Raw genomic sequence first — 15,632 nt, forward strand, 5'->3', positions numbered from 1 at the left:
TCGGATGTCTGATCACCGAAGCGCACGGCATCCCGCTCGCCGTGTCACTGACCGGCGGCAACCGCAACGACGTCACCCCGCTCATGCCGTTGATCGAGGCTGTCCCGCCGGAGCGGGGCCGACGCGGGCGGCGCGCCGACGGCCGAACACCCTTTACGCCGACCGGGGCTACGACCACGACCAGTACCGCAAGCAGGTCCGGGCCGTCGGAATCACCCCGGTCATCGCGCGGCGCGGCACCGAACACGGGTCCGGGCTGTGCGTGCACCGATGGGTGGTCGAGCAGAGCTTCGCGCTGCTGCACCGGTTCCGCCGGTTACGCATCCGCTGGGAGATTCGCGACGACATCCACGAAGCCTTCCTCAGCCCGGCCTGCGGCATCATCTGCCGGCGACGACTGGTCAACCTCTCACTTTGTCGGGAGTTCTAAGGACGCGGCACGTTGCGCAGGTTGGATCGGGCCATCTGCACCATCCGCCCGACGCCCCCGTCGAGGACGATCTTCGACGCCGACAGGGCGAACCCGGTCACCATCTCCGCGCTGATCTTCGGCGGGATGGACAGCGCGTTGGGATCGGTGACGATGTCGACGAGGGCCGGGCCCTTGTGCTTGAAGGCGGTCTTCAGGGCGCCGGCGAGATCCTTGGGCTTCTCGACGCGCACGCCGTACGCTCCGCACGCACGCGCCACGGCCGCGAAGTCGGGGTTCTTGTTGGTGGTCCCGTACGAGGGCAGCCCGGCGACCAGCATCTCCAACTCGACCATGCCCAGGGCGGAGTTGTTGAAGAGGACGACCTTCACCGGCAGGTCGTACTGGACCAGGGTGAGGAAGTCGCCCATCAGCATGGAGAATCCGCCGTCCCCGGACATCGAGACGACCTGGCGCTCCCGGTCGGTGAACTGGGCGCCGATCGCCATCGGCAGCGCGTTCGCCATCGAGCCGTGCGAGAACGAACCGATCACCCGGCGGCGGCCGTTGGGGGAGATGTAGCGGGCCGCCCACACATTGCACATCCCGGTGTCGACCGTGAACACCGCATCCTCGTCGGCGAGTTCGTCGAGGACGGACGCCACGTACTCGGGGTGGATCGGAACGTGCTTGTCGACCTTGCGCGTGTACGCCTTGATGACGCCCTCGAGCGCGTCCGCGTGCTTCTTCAGCATCTTGTCGAGAAAGCGACGGTTCCCCTTGGGCTTCACCCGGGGAGTCAGACAGCGCAGGGTCTCCTTCACATCGCCCCAGACCGCCAGGTCCAGCCTGGAGCGGCGGCCGAGGCGCTCGGGCCGCACATCGACCTGGGCGATCTTGACATCGTCCGGAAGGAAGGCGCTGTACGGGAAGTCCGTGCCGAGCAGGATCAGCAGATCGCACTCGTGGGTGGCCTCGTAGGCGGCACCGTAGCCGAGCAGACCGCTCATACCGACGTCGTACGGGTTGTCGTACTGGATCCACTCCTTGCCCCGCAGCGCGTGCCCGACCGGGGACTTGATCTTCTCCGCGAACTCCATGACCTCGGCATGCGCGCCCGCCGTGCCGCTGCCGCAGAAGAGGGTGATCCTGTCGGCCTCGTCGATCATCGCGACGAGCTTGTCGATCTCCGTGTCGCCGGGCCGGACGGTGGGCCGGGAGGTGACGAGGGCGGTCTCCAGAGCCTTGTCCGGGGCGGCTTCGGAGGCGATGTCGCCGGGGAGGGAGACGACGCTGACGCCCGACTGGCCCACCGCGTGCTGGATGGCGGTCTGCAGCAGCCTCGGCATCTGCTTCGGGTTGGAGATCATCTCGTTGTAGTGACTGCACTCGCGGAAGAGCTGGTCCGGGTGGGTCTCCTGGAAGTAGCCGAGGCCGATCTCGCTGGAGGGGATGTGCGAGGCGAGGGCGAGGACGGGAGCCATGGAGCGGTGGGCGTCGTACAGGCCGTTGATGAGGTGGAGGTTGCCGGGACCGCAGGAACCGGCACAGGCGGCGAGCCTGCCGGTGATCTGGGCCTCGGCGCCCGCGGCGAAGGCGGCCGTCTCCTCGTGCCGGACGTGGATCCAGTCGATCGCGGAATTGCGCCGGATCGCGTCCACCACCGGGTTGAGGCTGTCGCCGACGACGCCGTACAGACGCTTGACACCGGCGCGGACGAGTATGTCGACGAACTGCTCGGCGACGTTCTGCTTGGCCATGCTGCACGTACCCCTCTGCCATCCATGGATGCCTCGGTTCATCCCTTGGGTCCATGAATTCACACGGCGGGCGGTTACGCCTCCCAAACAGCGGCGGCGGTCCGATCATCGGCGTATCCCTTGACCCGCACCTGGGTGTCCGCCAGGAACGCGGCGAGGCCGGGCGGTTCGCCCGCCGACCACCGTGTCGTCAGGTGCTCGCAGAACTGCGGCTCGCCGCGCAGGGGCTCCGCGAGACCGCCGGTGCACAGCAGCAGCGTGTCGCCCGGCCGGGCGACGGAGGCGCGGAAACGGAAGGGCTCGCGGGCCGGTTCGATGGGGGTACCTCCCTGCTCGAGCGCAGCCGAGAGCTTGGGGGACGGTTCGGGGGCCAGTTCGTACGGGCTCGGGGGTGTCGTGATGCCCAGGTCCATGGTGAGCCGGTCGCCCTCGGGGGTCTCGTGCGGCATCGAGCCGTAGCCGACCATCGCCTCGCCGGTGGCCTCGGCGACCCGCGGCTCGATGTCCTGCCACTCCCCGTCCCGCAGCCGGAACAGCCCGCCCGCGCCGACACCGAAGAAGACGCGTGTACGGCATTCGGGGTCCCCGGTGAGCAGCAGGCAGCGCAGGCTCGCGGAGTACTCCTCGGGCTCGATGCCCTGCTCGGCGGCGCTCGCGCGCAGCTTGCCCAGGCTGCGGTCGGTGAGCCGCTGCAGCCCCGACTTCAGGTCGCCGCGCCGGGCCGCCCTTATGTCCTCGGCCAGCCGCGCGTGGCTGCGGCCCACGGCGCGCCCGATCCAGTGGCACGCCTCGGCCGCCGCCCGGTGCGCCCCGGGGGTCGCCCGGGCGCCGGTCGCCATCGCCACCAGCACCAGCGCCTGCTCGCCCACCCCGAAGCGCGCGGTGAGCAGGGAGTCCCGGCGCGGCTCGCCCCGGAAACGCGCGGAGTCGCCGCGCACGGAGGCCGCCCGCAGGGTGCTGGCCCCATAGCGCGCCCCGTCCAGCACGGTGTCGGCGACCAGGTCGTCGAGGTCGTCCGGGTCGGCGGGCGGGAGGGCGGTGGGCTCGGCGGCGTAGGTGGGCGGACCCGAGCCGACGTAGGCGACGGAGGGTGGCCGGTGGGGGACGGCGAGAACGGGTTCGGGGGCGGGAAGGGCCGGAAGGCCGGGGCGGGCGTCCGCCGGCGCGGTGGCGGCCGGGCGCGGCTCGTCGCGGAGGGCCGCCGCGCCGGGCGACTCCATGGACGTACGACCGCGGAGTGGTTCGGCGCGGAATCCCGACGGCGCCGGTCCCGGCGGTGGTGGCCCCGGCGGTGTCGGAGGGGTCGGGGGTGTCAGGGGGGCCGGCCGCGGTGGGATGGGCATGGGCGGCGGAGGGAAGCTCATGGGGGCCGGTGGGGCGGCGGGCGGAGGCTCCCAGGGGGCCGGCTGCCGTTCGGGGATGCCGCGCCGCGGGTCGTCGGGGCTCGGCCCAGGGACGTCCCCGGGCTCCCACGGGCCGGGGTCGGGGGCCTCGCCGCGCCGTACGGAACCGGGCGGCTGGTCCGGTGGCTCCCCCCGTGCCGCGAGTTCGGTGCGGTCCCAGCGCGCGAGGCGCTGCTCCAGCGCCTCGCCGCGCGGTGTCGCGCCGGGCCAGGGCGCGGCGGTGCGCCCGGAGCCGCCGCCCCGCTGCTCCGGCACCACGGGAGACTCGTCCGGCGCGGACGGAACCGCGCGCTCGGGCGTCTCCGCCTGAGGCTCGGCCCCCCGTCCCACCGTTCCCGCGGCCGACGCGAAGCGGTCGTCGAGGGAATCGGCCGCGGGTGCGGGCCCCGTGTCCTCGGTGGAGTCGTCGTACAACTGCCCCCACCATTCGTCCTCGTGACCGGTGGACCTCTCCCCCTGCTGGCTCATGCCCCTAATTGTCCACCGCTGGAGCCGGATGAAAACGGGGCATCCGGAAAAACCGGCCAGAGGACTGGCAGTCGAACGGCATGTCGGACGAGATGGGGGACGAGATGACGGACCGGATGTCGAACTGTGGTGCGAGTGCGGAGAGGTTGGACGAAGGGAGACGAGGGGCGACGAAGGACGGGCACCACGCAAAAGCCGCCGGGCGATCCCACCCCCCACGGGAGAACCGCCCGGCGGCGCCCTGAGTGTGGCCTGCTTTCCTGAGGCTCGGCTGTGATGCAGCCCCCTCGACGGCACCTCGACGGCGCCCTCGCGGGGCGCCGGTGCGCAGGCCGGTTCAGCCCTAGTAGGGCATTACGGGCAGTAGCTGTTACGGCGATGACGTGAGCTTGGCAGAGTTGAGGGTGCTGCGGCGATGATGTGCCGAGGCGGGTTTGCGCCGTGGCCGATTTCCGCCAGGGCGTGGTCGGAACGGAACCTGGGGAGGGGCATCGCCGCATGCTGGGAGCGATAGGTCTGGACGAGACGCACGAGTCGGCGTACCGGGCGTTGGTGTCCGTGGGCGCCGCCGACGTGCCCGATCTCGCGCGGCGGCTCACGCTCGGCGAGTACGACACCGAGCGCGCCCTGCGCCGGCTTGAGCGGCACGGTCTCGCGGCCCAGTCCTCGGCCCGCCCCGGGCGCTGGGTCGCGGCGCCGCCCGGGGTCGCCCTCGGCGCGCTGCTCACCCAGCAGCGGCACGAACTGGAGAAGGCGGAGCTGGCGGCCGCGCTGCTCGCCGAGGAGTACCGCGCCCAGGCCACCGAGCCCGCCGTGCACGACCTGGTCGAGGTGGTGATCGGCGCGGCGGCGGTCGCGCAGCGGTTTCTGCAGCTCCAGCTCGGTGCGAGCGAAGAGGTGTGCGCGCTGGTCACCGGGACCCCGATGGTGGTCTCCGGGACGGACAACGACGCGGAGGAGCAGGCCGCGGGGCGGGGCGTCGGCTACCGCGTGGTGCTCGAACGCGCCGTGCTCGACCAGCCCACCGGCCTCACCGAGCTGTCCGCCGCGCTCGGCCGCGACGAGCAGGTGCGGGTCGTGGACAAGGTGCCGACCAAGCTGGTGATCGCCGACCGGACGCTCGCGATGGTGCCGCTCACCTCGCACACCGCGGAGCCCGCCGCGCTGGTCGTGCACGCCAGCGGGCTGCTGGAGCTGCTGTCGGGCCTGTTCGAGTCGGTGTGGCGGGACGCGCTGCCGCTGCGGCTCGGCAGCCGGGGCGTACTGGAGCAGCGGCCGGACGGGCCCGACGTCACCGACCTGGAGATCCTCTGCCTGCTGCTCGCCGGGCTGACCGACGCCAGCGTGGCCAAACAGCTCGACCTGGGCCTGCGGACCGTACAGCGGCGGGTGAAGCGGCTGATGGAGCTGACGGGTGTGACGACCCGGCTGCAGCTGGGCTGGCACGCCTACGAGAAGGGCTGGGTGGCGCGCGACTGACCTGCGCTTCGGCGCCCGCTCGGTCACCCTGGACAGATGGGAGTCTGGGAACTCCTGCTGGTCGGCGTGGTCGTCGTGCTCGGCCTGTGCGGAGTGCTGGTGCCCGGTGTGCCGGGGTCGTGGCTGGTCTGGGCGGCGGTCCTGTGGTGGGCCCTGACCGACCCGCGGGCGCTCACCTGGGGCGTGCTCGTCGGCGCGACCGTGGTCCTGCTGCTGGCCCAGGCGATCCGCTGGGTGCTGCCGCCCCGCCGGCTGCGCGAGAGCGGCGCCACCCCTCGTATGCGCCGGTACGCCGGGGCCGGGGCGCTGCTGGGTTTCGTGCTGCTGCCGGTGGTCGGCGCGATACCCGGGTTCCTCGCCGGGATCTACCTCTATGAGCGGCTGGGGCTGGGCGGACACGGGCCGGCGAAGGCGGCGGTGGGCTCGGTCATGCGGTCGGGCGGGTGGAGCGTGCTGACGGAGCTGTTCGCGTGTCTGCTGATCACGGCGGCGTGGCTGACCGCGGTGATCCGGGGCTGAGCGGTCCGGGACCGACGAGACCGACCGGATTGACCGGAGCGACCGGACCGACCGGACCGACCGGACCGACGAGACCGACCGGACCGACCGGACCGACCGGACCGACGAGACCGACCGGACCGACCGGACCGACCGGACCGACCGGACCGACGGGATCGACGGGATCGACTAGACCAACACATCGGATCTCTCCCTTCGTATTGACGGACTGAGACCACTTCTCTACGTTGCATGGCGGGATAGCTCCGATGAATCACCCGTATGCCGCGCATCGCATCCACGGCATGCACCGCAGTCGATCGAGCCGCCTGGAGGCACCCGCATGTCCAGCCCGTCCAGACGTACCGTCCTCGCCACCGGGTCCGCAGTGAGCGGGGCGCTCCTCGCCGGAGGCCTGCCCGCCCAAGCCCGGGCGGCCGATCACACGGACGCCTCCGACGCCCCCGACCCCTGGCGCACCGTCCTCGACGACGCCGACCTGGTCTGGCAGCGGATGCCGACGACCTGGTACGAGGGCCCGTACCTCGGCAACGGCTTCCTCGGCTCCGGGATCTACGCCGAACCGGGCGCCCCGACCCGGGCCGTGCGCTTCAACGTGCAGCACTCCGAGGTGCAGGACCACCGCCCCGAGTTCGGCTCGCTCTTCGGGCTGGCCCGGCTCCCCATCGGCTGGTTCACGCTGGAACCGGTGGGCGCGATCACCGGACTGGACTGGCGGCTCGGGCTGCGCGACGCCGAGCTGACCGGCACGCTCACCACGGACAGGGGCACGCTCACACTCCGCGCCCTGGTGCACAACTCCCGCTCGGTGCTCGCCGTCGAGGTGACGCCGAGCGCGGGCGAGCGCGACTTCCGCTGGGTCTTCCACCCGGCGGACGCCATCAGTCCGCGCGCCGCGTTCAAGCCCCTGCCGGACGGCTACCAGGGCAACCCGCCCGCCGAGGTCGCCGAACACGACGGCGTCTCCACCGCCGTACAACCCCTGCTGTCGGGCGGTCAGCACGCGACGGCGTGGCGGGAGCGGAGGCGGGGCACGACACGCACCCTGTACGTCCATGTCGCGCACTCGTACCCGAAGTCCACGGCGCTCGGCCGGGCGCTCACCGCCGTACGCGGGGCGTCGGCGCTGTCGTACGACCGGCTGACGCAGACCCATCGCGCCTGGTGGCACGCCTACTACCGCAAGAGCTTCCTCTCCCTGCCCGACGCACGCATCCAGCGCTTCTACTGGACCCAGCTGTACAAGACGGCGTCCGCCGCCCGCCGGGACGCGCCCGTGATGGCGACCAGCGGCCCCTGGCTGGAGTCCACCCCGTGGCCCAACACCTGGTGGAACCTCAACGTCCAGCTGGAGTACTGGCTGATCCACGGCTCGAACCATCTCGAACTCGACGCCGTGACCAGGGCGTTGAGCGAGTTCCGGGACAATCTGTCGAAGGAGGTGGCGGACCGGTACCGCGCCGACTCGCTGGGCATCCCGCGCACCACGGACCCACAGCTCGTCAACGGCGCGGCGGGCACGCTGACCGGCTACGGCGTCGGCATCCCCGGCCAGGACCCGCCGACTCCCGAGGTCGGCAACCTCACCTGGGCCCTGCACAACGTCTGGCTCAGCTACCGCCACACCATGGACGAGTCGATCCTGCGGCACGTCCTCTTCCCCCTGCTGCGCAAGGCGGTCAACTACTACCTGCACTTCCTGGAGCCGGGCGCGGACGGCAGGTTGCATCTGCCGGCCACCTTCTCCCCCGAGTACGGCGGCAACTCGCGCGACTGCAACTACGACCTGATGCTGCTGACCTGGGGCTGCCGCACCCTGCTGGAGTCGGCCGAACTACTGGGCGTCAAGGACGAGTTGGCGCCGCGCTGGCGCGAGGTCCTGGCCAAGCGGGTCGCCTATCCGACCGACGCCAACGGCTTCATGATCGGCGCGGACATCCCCTTCGCGAAGTCGCACCGGCACTACTCCCATCTGCTCGCGGTGTACCCGCTGTACGAGCTGACCGGCCGCACACCCGACGAACGGGTCCTGATCGAGAAGTCGTTGGCGCACTGGGTCGGCTTCGAAGGCGCCCTGCAGGGCTACACCTTCACGGGCGCGGCCTCGATGTCCGCGCTGCTCGGCAAGGGCGAGGACGCGCTGAAGTACCTGGGCCAGCTCATGACCCGCTTCATCCAGCCCAACACCATGTACAAGGAGTCGGGCCCGGTCATCGAGACCCCGCTGTCGGCCGCCCAGTCCCTGCACGACATGGTCTGCCAGTCCTGGGGCGGCGTCGTGCGTGTCTTCCCCGCCCTGCCCGCCGCCTGGGCGGACCTGACGGTCCACGACTTCCGTACTCAGGGCGCCTTCCTGCTCAGCGCGGTACGGAAGGGCGGGGTGACCCGCTGGGTACGCCTGGTCAGCGAGGCCGGCGCGCCCTGCGTCGTACGGCACGGCATCACGGGCGCGATCGACGTACGGGACGGCCGGGGACGGCCGCTGCGGTACGAGGCGGCCGGTGACGGCGCCCTTCGTATCGCCCTGCGGAAGGGCGAGTCGGCGCTGATCACGGCGAAGGGGGACCGCCCGGACCTCACCGTCGCACCGGTACGCCCGAACGAGGACGCTCCCCGCTGGGGGTTGCCCGCCTAGGGCCGGCCCGCCGGTGGACCTGGGGGCGCGGACCGTGAACGGTCCGCGCCCCCATGCCACTTGTATCCCTTTGTGTCCCTCTATGCACCTTACGGCCGGGAGGGGAGTCAGGACGTGTTCGTGGCGTTGCGGAGCCGTGCGAATGACGTGTCCAGCCCTCGCTTCAGCATCCCGGCGAGGGGCCGCTCCACGAAGCGGTGGACGAGCCAGCTCAGGACGAGGAAGCCGGCGATCACGGTGGCCACCAGGAGCCGGGGGTCCATGGTGTCGCGCAGACGGTTGATCAGCGTCGTACCGACCATGTAGTGCATCAGATAGAACGGATACGTCAGGGCGCCGGCGGTGGTGAGCCACTTCCAGCGGATGCGGTCGGTCGCGCCCAGTGCGATCGCGACCATGACCAGCAGGAACACGGTGAAGATCAGCACGCTCGCCCGCCAGCTGGAGACATGTTCGACGGTGTCGATGCGGTGTCCCAGTTCCAGCTGGCCCATCAGCCATGCCAGGCCGAGGATGCCCCACAGCAGCAGGTCCTGGCCGAAGCGGTACATGAGATACAGCGCCAGGCCGGCGATGAAGTACCAGGCGCCGTCCGGGTTGACGATCAGGGTCACTGGTTGGAAGCCGGCGGCCGGGGCGAGCATCGCGGCGGCGCCCCACAGGCAGCAGAACACGACGACCTTGCGATAGGTCAGGCCCGTGACGACGACGGCCATGAAGAGCAGATAGAAACGCAGTTCCGACCAGAGGGTCCAGTACACGCCGTCGACGTTCGAGACGCCCGAACCGGACTGCAGCATGGTGAAGTTGAGCAGGATCTCGCGCAGCCGGTGCCGCCCCCACACGCCGGGCAGGGCCACCAGGACGCCGGTGGTGAGGACGATGGAGAACCAGTACGCCGGGTAGAGCCGGATCACCCGCGAGGTGAAGAACTGCCGTGGTGTACGGCCCCAGCAGGACATGCAGATCACGAAGCCGCTGATCACGAAGAATATCTCGACGCCGATCCAGCCGTATGCGGAGAACCGGAACACCGTGGGCATGATGTCGGACACCGGCCGGTCCCAGATCGCGTTCTCCGGCTGGTTGACACGCCAGGTGCCGGCGTAATGGTGTACGGCCACGATCAGGGCGGCGATCAGCCGGATCCCGTCGATGGCGTACAACCGACCGCCTCCCCGCCCTCGGAGCGCGGCATGCTTCCCCGCCGTCCGGGCAGGTCGCGAGGGCCGGTCGGGTCCGGCGGGCGGCTTCTGCAGGGACGACGGCTGATGTAAACTTTTGATGACCTGTCTTGGAATCGACGGTCTGTCAGAGGCGCCTGCGGTCTGCTCTGCCGCCTCGGCACGTATGGACATGTGAATCCGTATCAGGTCTGGGGTTCGGGAGCAGCGCACCAAACCCATGCGAATCGAAAGTCTCACAGTTCACGGGGTGAGACCTCCACAGCCCACCGATGGTTGTAGGCCGATTCGGACGAATCATCGAGCGGATGCGGGCGGCGCCACAGCCGACGCCGAGGCGCCGCACACCCTCGAGGGGCCACGTCAGGGAGTGAGGGTGGCCAGGTCGATCCTGTCGGCCATCGCCTTCATGCCCGCGTCGTTGAAGTGAAGGTGGTCCCCGGGGTCGTAGGCGGGGCGGATGCGGTGCGGGTCGGCCGGGTCGCGGACGGCGGCGTCGAAGTCCACCACCGCGTCGAAGAGACCGCCGGTGCGCGCACGGTCGCGGAGGAAGTCGTTGACGATCTGCCGGACCGCCTCACGGGACTTCGTATAGGCGCCGTGCCCGCCGTACGGGGTGATCGTGGCGCCGATGACCCGGATCCCCCGGGCATGGGCGCGGGCCACGATCCGGCGGTAGGCGTCCTCCAGGGCGGCGGGGTCCGTCTGCTCCGGCGTGCCGTTGATGTCGTTGACGCCCTCCAGCACGATCACCGTGCGCACCCCGGCACGGGAGAGGACGTCCGCGTCGAGGCGGTCCAGGGCGCTGGGGCCGCGGCCCTCCAGCAGGAGACGGTTTCCGGCGATCCCCGCGTTGAGGACGCCGAGCCGACGGCGCGCGGGCAGGTCCCGGAGGCGGGCGGCGAGCCGGTCGGGCCAGCGACGGTTGGCGCTGTACGTCGAACCGGTCCCGTCGGTGATGGAGTCCCCGAGCGCGACCACGCTGCCCGCGGCGGGCGCGTCGAGTACGTCGACGCCGGTCACGTAGTACCAGTTGCCGAGGGTGACGGAGTACGCGCCGCCGCGCTCGTCGGCGGTGCGATCGCCCTCGGGGGCGAGGAAGTTGGCCTGGAGGGCCGAGCGGTGATAGGTCGCCGGGCCGGAGTCGACGGGGGTGTGGACCGAGATCAGGAGGTTGGCGTCGGCCGGGACCGTGAGGTCGACGGGGTCGCTGACCAGGTCTCGCCCGGGAGGGATCGTGACGGATGTGGCACCGGCGAAGGTGGCGACGCGCATCGACCCCGGGACGGCGTCCGGGCTCATGGGTCTGCCCCCCTCCTGCAACGCGACGGTGAGCGCGTCGAGTCGAAGGGCCGCGGTACCGAGCCGGTTGGAGATCCGGACACGGGCCGCGCCGCCGCCGACGCTGGTGTGCACGATGTTGCGGAACGAGGCGCCGGGGTGGGCGGGCGCGGTGCCGGAGGGGGCGGCTTCCCAGGTTCCGGTCCAGCGGTCGCGGCCGGTGACGGGGGTGGTGACAGGGGTGGTGGTGACGGCGGTGGTGACGGAGGTGGACTCCGCGTCGGCGCCGGCGGCCGGTGGGGCGAGCGCCAGGAGCGCCACCAGGGCGGTGAGGAGAGGGTGGACCTTGAGGACGCGGACCATCCGGGACATACATGTCATGCCGGTCATAACGGATCGTCTGTCCGGCCGTCGTTCCCGCCGCCGAAAGGTCACACCGTTGGCCGCACCCGCACACCCGTACTACCCCCGTCGCCGGACCTCTGAATCCGGGCCCATGAATCCGGGCCCAGGACCGATGCGATCGGCGCGCGGGCGTGTTTGGCTGCTGCCATGACCGAATTCAGCGAGGCGGAGCGCGCCTATCTCACATCGCAGCGGCTGGGCCGGCTGGCCACCGTCGACGCCCACGGGCAGCCGCAGGCGAACCCCGTGGGCTTCTATCCGCAGGACGACGGCACGATCCTGATCGGCGGCTACTCGATGGGCGCCACGAAGAAGTGGCGCAATCTGCAGAAGAACCCCAAGGTCGCCCTCGTCGTCGACGACATCGTCAGCCTCCAGCCCTGGAAGGTGCGCGGCATCGACATCCGGGGCGAGGCCGAACTCCTCACGGGGCCCCATGAGTTGGGCCCCCATATGAGCGAGGAGCTGATCCGCGTCCATCCGCGGCGCATCCACAGTTGGGGCCTGGAGGACTGAACGAGCGCGTCCGGCAGAGCCCCGAGGGCCGGGCGAGGGCGTCCGGAGCCCCTTGGTAAGGTCACCGACCATGACCGCCACGGAGCCCACCATCCTGGCCACTTCGGGTGGTCACCGCGTCGGAGACCGCACCAGGGTGACCTTCGACGCCCTCGTCCACCACGCCGTCGAACTGTCGGGCGTCCACGGGCGCAAGCCCCGTGTCCTGTACGTCGGTACGGCGGTCGGCGACGCCGAGCACGTCACCGCCCGTATGAGCGAAGCGGCTCGCGTGGCCGGCTTCGACCTGACGCCGCTCCACCTCTTCCCGATGCCGAACCTCAAGGACATCGAGGGGGCGGTGCTGGAACAGGACGTCGTGTGGGTGATGGGCGGTTCGGCGGCGAACCTGCTCGCCGTGTGGCGCGTCCACGGCCTTGACGCGGTCTTCCGGCGTGCGTGGGAGGCCGGGGTCGTCCTCAGCGGGGTGAGCGCCGGATCGATCTGCTGGTTCCGGGGCGGCACCACCGACTCCTTCGGCCCCGAACTGCGCCCGCTCACCAACGGTCTCGGCTATCTGCCGTACGGCAACGGTGTCCACTACGACAGCGACCCCGGCCGCCGCCCACTGGTCCACCGGCTCGTCGCCGACGGCACCCTGCCCCTCACCCACTGCACCGACGACGGAGTGGGCCTCGTCTACCGCGGTACCGAACTCGTCGAGACCGTCACCGAGACACCGGGCAAGGGCGCGTACGTCGTCCGGCGCGAGGGGGACGGGGCGGTGGAGGAGCGCGTCGAACCACGCCTGCTCCCCGCACCGCGACACTGACCGGCCGGAACCCCGTCGGGCCGCACGGATCAGTCCAACTCCCCTGCCGTCCTGAGGTGTTGGACGGCGTACGAGCGCCATGGGCGCCACGCGTCCGGGAGCTCCGTGCCGGGCGGCGCCACATCGGGGTCGCCGAGGGCGCGGGTGCGGATGACGGCCACGGTGCGGGCGTCCAGGCCCGGCAGCGCGTGCAGCGCTTCTCGCGCCTCGTCCCGATCGGCGCCCGCGTCGAGCCGCAGGGTGCCGTCGGCGAGGGCGGCGGTGAGCGCGCCGAGGGTGCCGTCCGGCTCGGCCTCCGCGAGGACGCCCGGCTCCGGGAACACATGGGTCAGCGTGCCGTACGGGGCGTCCAGCGCCTTCCCGTACCGGCGCACCAGCCGCTCGGCCTCCGCCCGCCCCACGAGCGCGCGCACGGCGAGCTCGTCCGGATCGGCGGCGCCGGGCGAGCGCAGCCCGGGCCGCGCGGCGACCAGCGGGGCCAGCCGGGGATCGGCGCCCAGCCGCTCGTCGACGGCGTACGGATCGGCGTCGAGGTCGAACAGCCGCCGCAGACGCTGGACGGCGGTGGTGAGATCGCGGAGGTCGGTGAGGTGCAGCCGGGCGTCGAGCCAGCCGCGCGGACGTTCGTCGACCGCGACGACTCCGGTGCCGTACGGGAGACGCAGGGTGCGCCAGTACGTACGCCTGCCGGAGCTGCCGCTGATGTCCTCCACCCCCGGGATCGCCTCGCGGGCGAGAAGGTCGAAGACGGCGGTGGACTGGTAGGGCCCCCGGTGGGCGAGGCGCAGCGGGATCCCGGCGGCCGGGACCCCCGTGGTCATCGGGGTGGCCGGGGTGATCGCAGTGGCCGCGCGTCCGGCGGCGGAGCGGCCGTGGGACGCGCGGGCGGCCCGGGGTACGGCGACGGCGGCGCGCAGCTCGCTCGGCGTCGAGGCGTACACCGTACGGATCGTGTCGTTGAACTGCCGCACACTGGCGAACCCGGCCGCGAACGCGATCTCCGTGATCGGCAGGCCGGTGGTCTGCAGCAGGACACGCGCGGTGTGGGCACGCTGGGCCCGGGCCAGGGCGACAGGCCCCGCGCCGACCTCCGCCGTGAGCTGCCGCTGCACCTGGCGGACGCTGTACCCGAGCCGCACGGCGAGCCCCCCGACGCCCTCACGGTCGACGACACCGTCCCCGATGAGCCGCATGGCGCGACCCACCACATCGGCCCGCACATTCCACTCCGCGGAGCCGGGCACGGCGTCCGGGCGGCATCTGCGGCAGGCCCGGAAACCCGAGCTCTGTGCCGCGGCCGCCGTCGCGTAGTACCGCACGTTCTGCCGCTTCGGCGTCACCGCCGGGCAGCTCGGCCGACAGTAGATCCCGGTCGTCTCGACGGCGAAGAAGAACTCCCCGTCAAACCGCGCGTCCCTGCTCCGCACCGCCTCGTACCTGGTCTCTTCATCGATCACACCCACCAGTGTCCGCCGCCGAGCCCTCCGGGACTGGCGGAAATCAGACATGGCACCCCCGGGGCGCCCCGGAAGGAGCGCCCCCTCAGGGGCGCGGGGAACTGCGCGCCCAACCCCCACGCACACCCCCGCGCACCCCTCAGGCCTGGTGCCAACGCCCCCGTTTGGCCTCCATGGCCGCCCGCCCCTCCGCCCCCTTCCGCTTCCAGTCCCGCCGAATCTCCGCCCGCAGCCGCGCATCCGTCTTGGCGACGATCCGCTGGTTCTCGCGCAGCAGCTTGCGGTAACTGTCGAGTCGGCGCTCCGGGAGTGCGCCGGAGTCGACGGCGGCGAGGACGGCGCAGCCGGGCTCCGCGACATGCGCGCAGTCGTGGAAACGGCACTCCGCAGCCAGTTCCTCGATCTCGGAGAAGACCTGCCCGACGCCGGTCTCCGCGTCCCAGAGGCCGACGCCGCGCAGGCCGGGCGTGTCGATGAGGACACCGCCGCCGGGGAGGGCGAGGAGGTTACGGGTCGTCGTGGTGTGGCGGCCCTTGCCGTCCACGTCACGCGCGGCCTGTACCTCCATCACCGCCTCGCCGAGCAGCGCGTTGGCGAGGGTCGACTTGCCCGCGCCGGACTGCCCGAGGAGGACGGACGTGCCTCCCGACAGCACCGCCGCGAGAACGTCCAGCCCCTCCCCCGCGTTGGAGCTCACCGGCAGCACGGGCACGCCCGGCGCCGCCGTCTCCACGTCCTGCGCGAGGTGCCCGAGCGTGGCCGCGTCCGGCACCAGGTCGGCCTTGGTGAGAACGACCAGGGGTTGCGCGCCGGACTCCCAGGAGTCCGCCGCGTTATGCAGCAGTGCCTCACCACTGGAGCAGGACATGGCCAAGGCCAGGAACCGCTCGATCCGCCCGAGGTCCAGTTCGGCGGCGAGCGACACACAGATGACGACGTGATCGATGTTAGTGGCCAGGACTTGGCCCTCGGAACGCTTCGACGAGGTCGAGCGCACGAAGGCGGTACGGCGGGGCAGGAGTGTCCGCACGTAGCGCGGGTTGCTGCCTTCGGGGTCAACGGCGACCCAGTCGCCCGTGCACACGACCTTTATCGGGTCACGGGGCACGACGAACTCGGTGTCGGCACGGACAATGCCGGCCGGGGTGACGACATCGCAGAGGCCACGGTCGACCCGTACGACACGGCCGGGCAGGAGCCCCTGCCCGGCGAACGGGGCGAACTCGGCCTCCCAGTCCGCATCCCAGCCGTAGACGGCAAGAGGGTGCGAGGAAACCGAAGCAGAAGAGAAAGACAAGGGGTGAC

General features: G+C 71.5%; 11 protein-coding genes and 1 pseudogene. 6 read left to right on the plus strand and 6 right to left on the minus strand.

Features of this window, described 5'->3' with window-relative positions; genetic code table 11:
* Positions 1 to 8: 8 nt before the first annotated feature.
* Positions 9 to 430: pseudogene (locus RV986_RS11910) on the plus strand (transposase); the annotation flags it as partial.
* Here the strand turns inward: RV986_RS11910 and RV986_RS11915 are convergent.
* Entirely contained in the window at positions 427 to 2,169 is a 1,743-nt protein-coding gene (locus RV986_RS11915; protein ID WP_475917361.1) for a pyruvate dehydrogenase, read from the minus strand. The pseudogene RV986_RS11910 and the gene RV986_RS11915 sit on opposite strands and share 4 nt — an antisense overlap.
* A gap of 74 nt (positions 2,170 to 2,243) precedes the next feature.
* A complete protein-coding gene (locus RV986_RS11920) occupies positions 2,244 to 4,040 on the minus strand; it encodes a protein phosphatase 2C domain-containing protein (RefSeq protein WP_475917362.1) in 1,797 nt (598 codons plus the stop codon).
* Positions 4,041 to 4,538: 498 nt separating this feature from the next.
* Here RV986_RS11920 and RV986_RS11925 point away from each other — a divergent pair, with 498 nt between their 5' ends.
* From RV986_RS11925 to RV986_RS11935, 3 genes are all read left to right on the plus strand, one after another.
* Positions 4,539 to 5,519, plus strand: coding sequence for a helix-turn-helix transcriptional regulator (locus RV986_RS11925; protein WP_475917363.1), 981 nt, complete (start codon positions 4,539 to 4,541; stop codon positions 5,517 to 5,519).
* Positions 5,520 to 5,555: 36 nt separating this feature from the next.
* Positions 5,556 to 6,038, plus strand: coding sequence for a DUF456 domain-containing protein (locus RV986_RS11930; protein WP_475917364.1), 483 nt, complete (start codon positions 5,556 to 5,558; stop codon positions 6,036 to 6,038).
* Positions 6,039 to 6,360: 322 nt separating this feature from the next.
* Positions 6,361 to 8,673, plus strand: coding sequence for a glycosyl hydrolase family 95 catalytic domain-containing protein (locus tag RV986_RS11935; RefSeq protein WP_475917365.1), 2,313 nt, complete (start codon positions 6,361 to 6,363; stop codon positions 8,671 to 8,673).
* 107 nt (positions 8,674 to 8,780) lie between these two features.
* On the opposite strand, the gene RV986_RS11940 is transcribed toward RV986_RS11935, so the two are convergent.
* Positions 8,781 to 10,031 carry an acyltransferase family protein gene (locus RV986_RS11940; protein WP_475917366.1) on the minus strand — a complete coding sequence of 417 codons (1,251 nt, stop codon included), beginning with the start codon at positions 10,029 to 10,031 and terminating at the stop codon, positions 8,781 to 8,783.
* Positions 10,032 to 10,220: 189 nt separating this feature from the next.
* Positions 10,221 to 11,519, minus strand: coding sequence for an SGNH/GDSL hydrolase family protein (locus RV986_RS11945; protein ID WP_475917367.1), 1,299 nt, complete (start codon positions 11,517 to 11,519; stop codon positions 10,221 to 10,223).
* 171 nt (positions 11,520 to 11,690) lie between these two features.
* On the opposite strand from RV986_RS11945, the gene RV986_RS11950 reads away from it, so the two are divergent.
* Both RV986_RS11950 and RV986_RS11955 read left to right on the plus strand, forming a co-directional pair.
* Complete coding sequence (locus tag RV986_RS11950; protein ID WP_475917368.1) at positions 11,691 to 12,059, plus strand: PPOX class F420-dependent oxidoreductase; 369 nt, start codon at positions 11,691 to 11,693, stop codon at positions 12,057 to 12,059.
* A gap of 70 nt (positions 12,060 to 12,129) precedes the next feature.
* The gene (locus RV986_RS11955; protein ID WP_475917369.1) at positions 12,130 to 12,870 is read left to right on the plus strand and encodes a Type 1 glutamine amidotransferase-like domain-containing protein; all 741 of its coding nucleotides are present in this window, start codon (positions 12,130 to 12,132) and stop codon (positions 12,868 to 12,870) included.
* A gap of 29 nt (positions 12,871 to 12,899) precedes the next feature.
* Here the strand turns inward: RV986_RS11955 and RV986_RS11960 are convergent, their stop codons facing one another.
* Positions 12,900 to 14,378: a bifunctional transcriptional activator/DNA repair enzyme AdaA gene (locus RV986_RS11960; RefSeq protein ID WP_475917370.1), complete on the minus strand. Its 1,479-nt coding sequence runs from the start codon at positions 14,376 to 14,378 to the stop codon at positions 12,900 to 12,902.
* A gap of 88 nt (positions 14,379 to 14,466) precedes the next feature.
* Positions 14,467 to 15,624 carry a ribosome small subunit-dependent GTPase A gene (gene rsgA, locus RV986_RS11965; protein ID WP_475917371.1) on the minus strand — a complete coding sequence of 386 codons (1,158 nt, stop codon included), beginning with the start codon at positions 15,622 to 15,624 and terminating at the stop codon, positions 14,467 to 14,469.
* Positions 15,625 to 15,632: the final 8 nt, after the last annotated feature.

This window comes from Streptomyces sp. RLA012 (assembly GCF_056270325.1).

What these genes read in the sequence shown, in the direction of transcription:
- RV986_RS11930 (WP_475917364.1), top strand. Translation starts at nt 5,556, where the DNA reads ATGGGAGTCTGGGAACTCCTGCTGGTCGGCGTGGTCGTCGTGCTCGGC.
- RV986_RS11960 (WP_475917370.1), bottom strand. Translation starts at nt 14,378, where the DNA reads ATGTCTGATTTCCGCCAGTCCCGGAGGGCTCGGCGGCGGACACTGGTG.
- RV986_RS11940 (WP_475917366.1), bottom strand. Translation starts at nt 10,031, where the DNA reads ATGTCCATACGTGCCGAGGCGGCAGAGCAGACCGCAGGCGCCTCTGAC.
- RV986_RS11950 (WP_475917368.1), top strand. Translation starts at nt 11,691, where the DNA reads ATGACCGAATTCAGCGAGGCGGAGCGCGCCTATCTCACATCGCAGCGG.
- RV986_RS11920 (WP_475917362.1), bottom strand. Translation starts at nt 4,040, where the DNA reads ATGAGCCAGCAGGGGGAGAGGTCCACCGGTCACGAGGACGAATGGTGG.
- RV986_RS11915 (WP_475917361.1), bottom strand. Translation starts at nt 2,169, where the DNA reads ATGGCCAAGCAGAACGTCGCCGAGCAGTTCGTCGACATACTCGTCCGC.
- RV986_RS11955 (WP_475917369.1), top strand. Translation starts at nt 12,130, where the DNA reads ATGACCGCCACGGAGCCCACCATCCTGGCCACTTCGGGTGGTCACCGC.
- RV986_RS11925 (WP_475917363.1), top strand. Translation starts at nt 4,539, where the DNA reads ATGCTGGGAGCGATAGGTCTGGACGAGACGCACGAGTCGGCGTACCGG.
- RV986_RS11935 (WP_475917365.1), top strand. Translation starts at nt 6,361, where the DNA reads ATGTCCAGCCCGTCCAGACGTACCGTCCTCGCCACCGGGTCCGCAGTG.
- RV986_RS11945 (WP_475917367.1), bottom strand. Translation starts at nt 11,519, where the DNA reads ATGACATGTATGTCCCGGATGGTCCGCGTCCTCAAGGTCCACCCTCTC.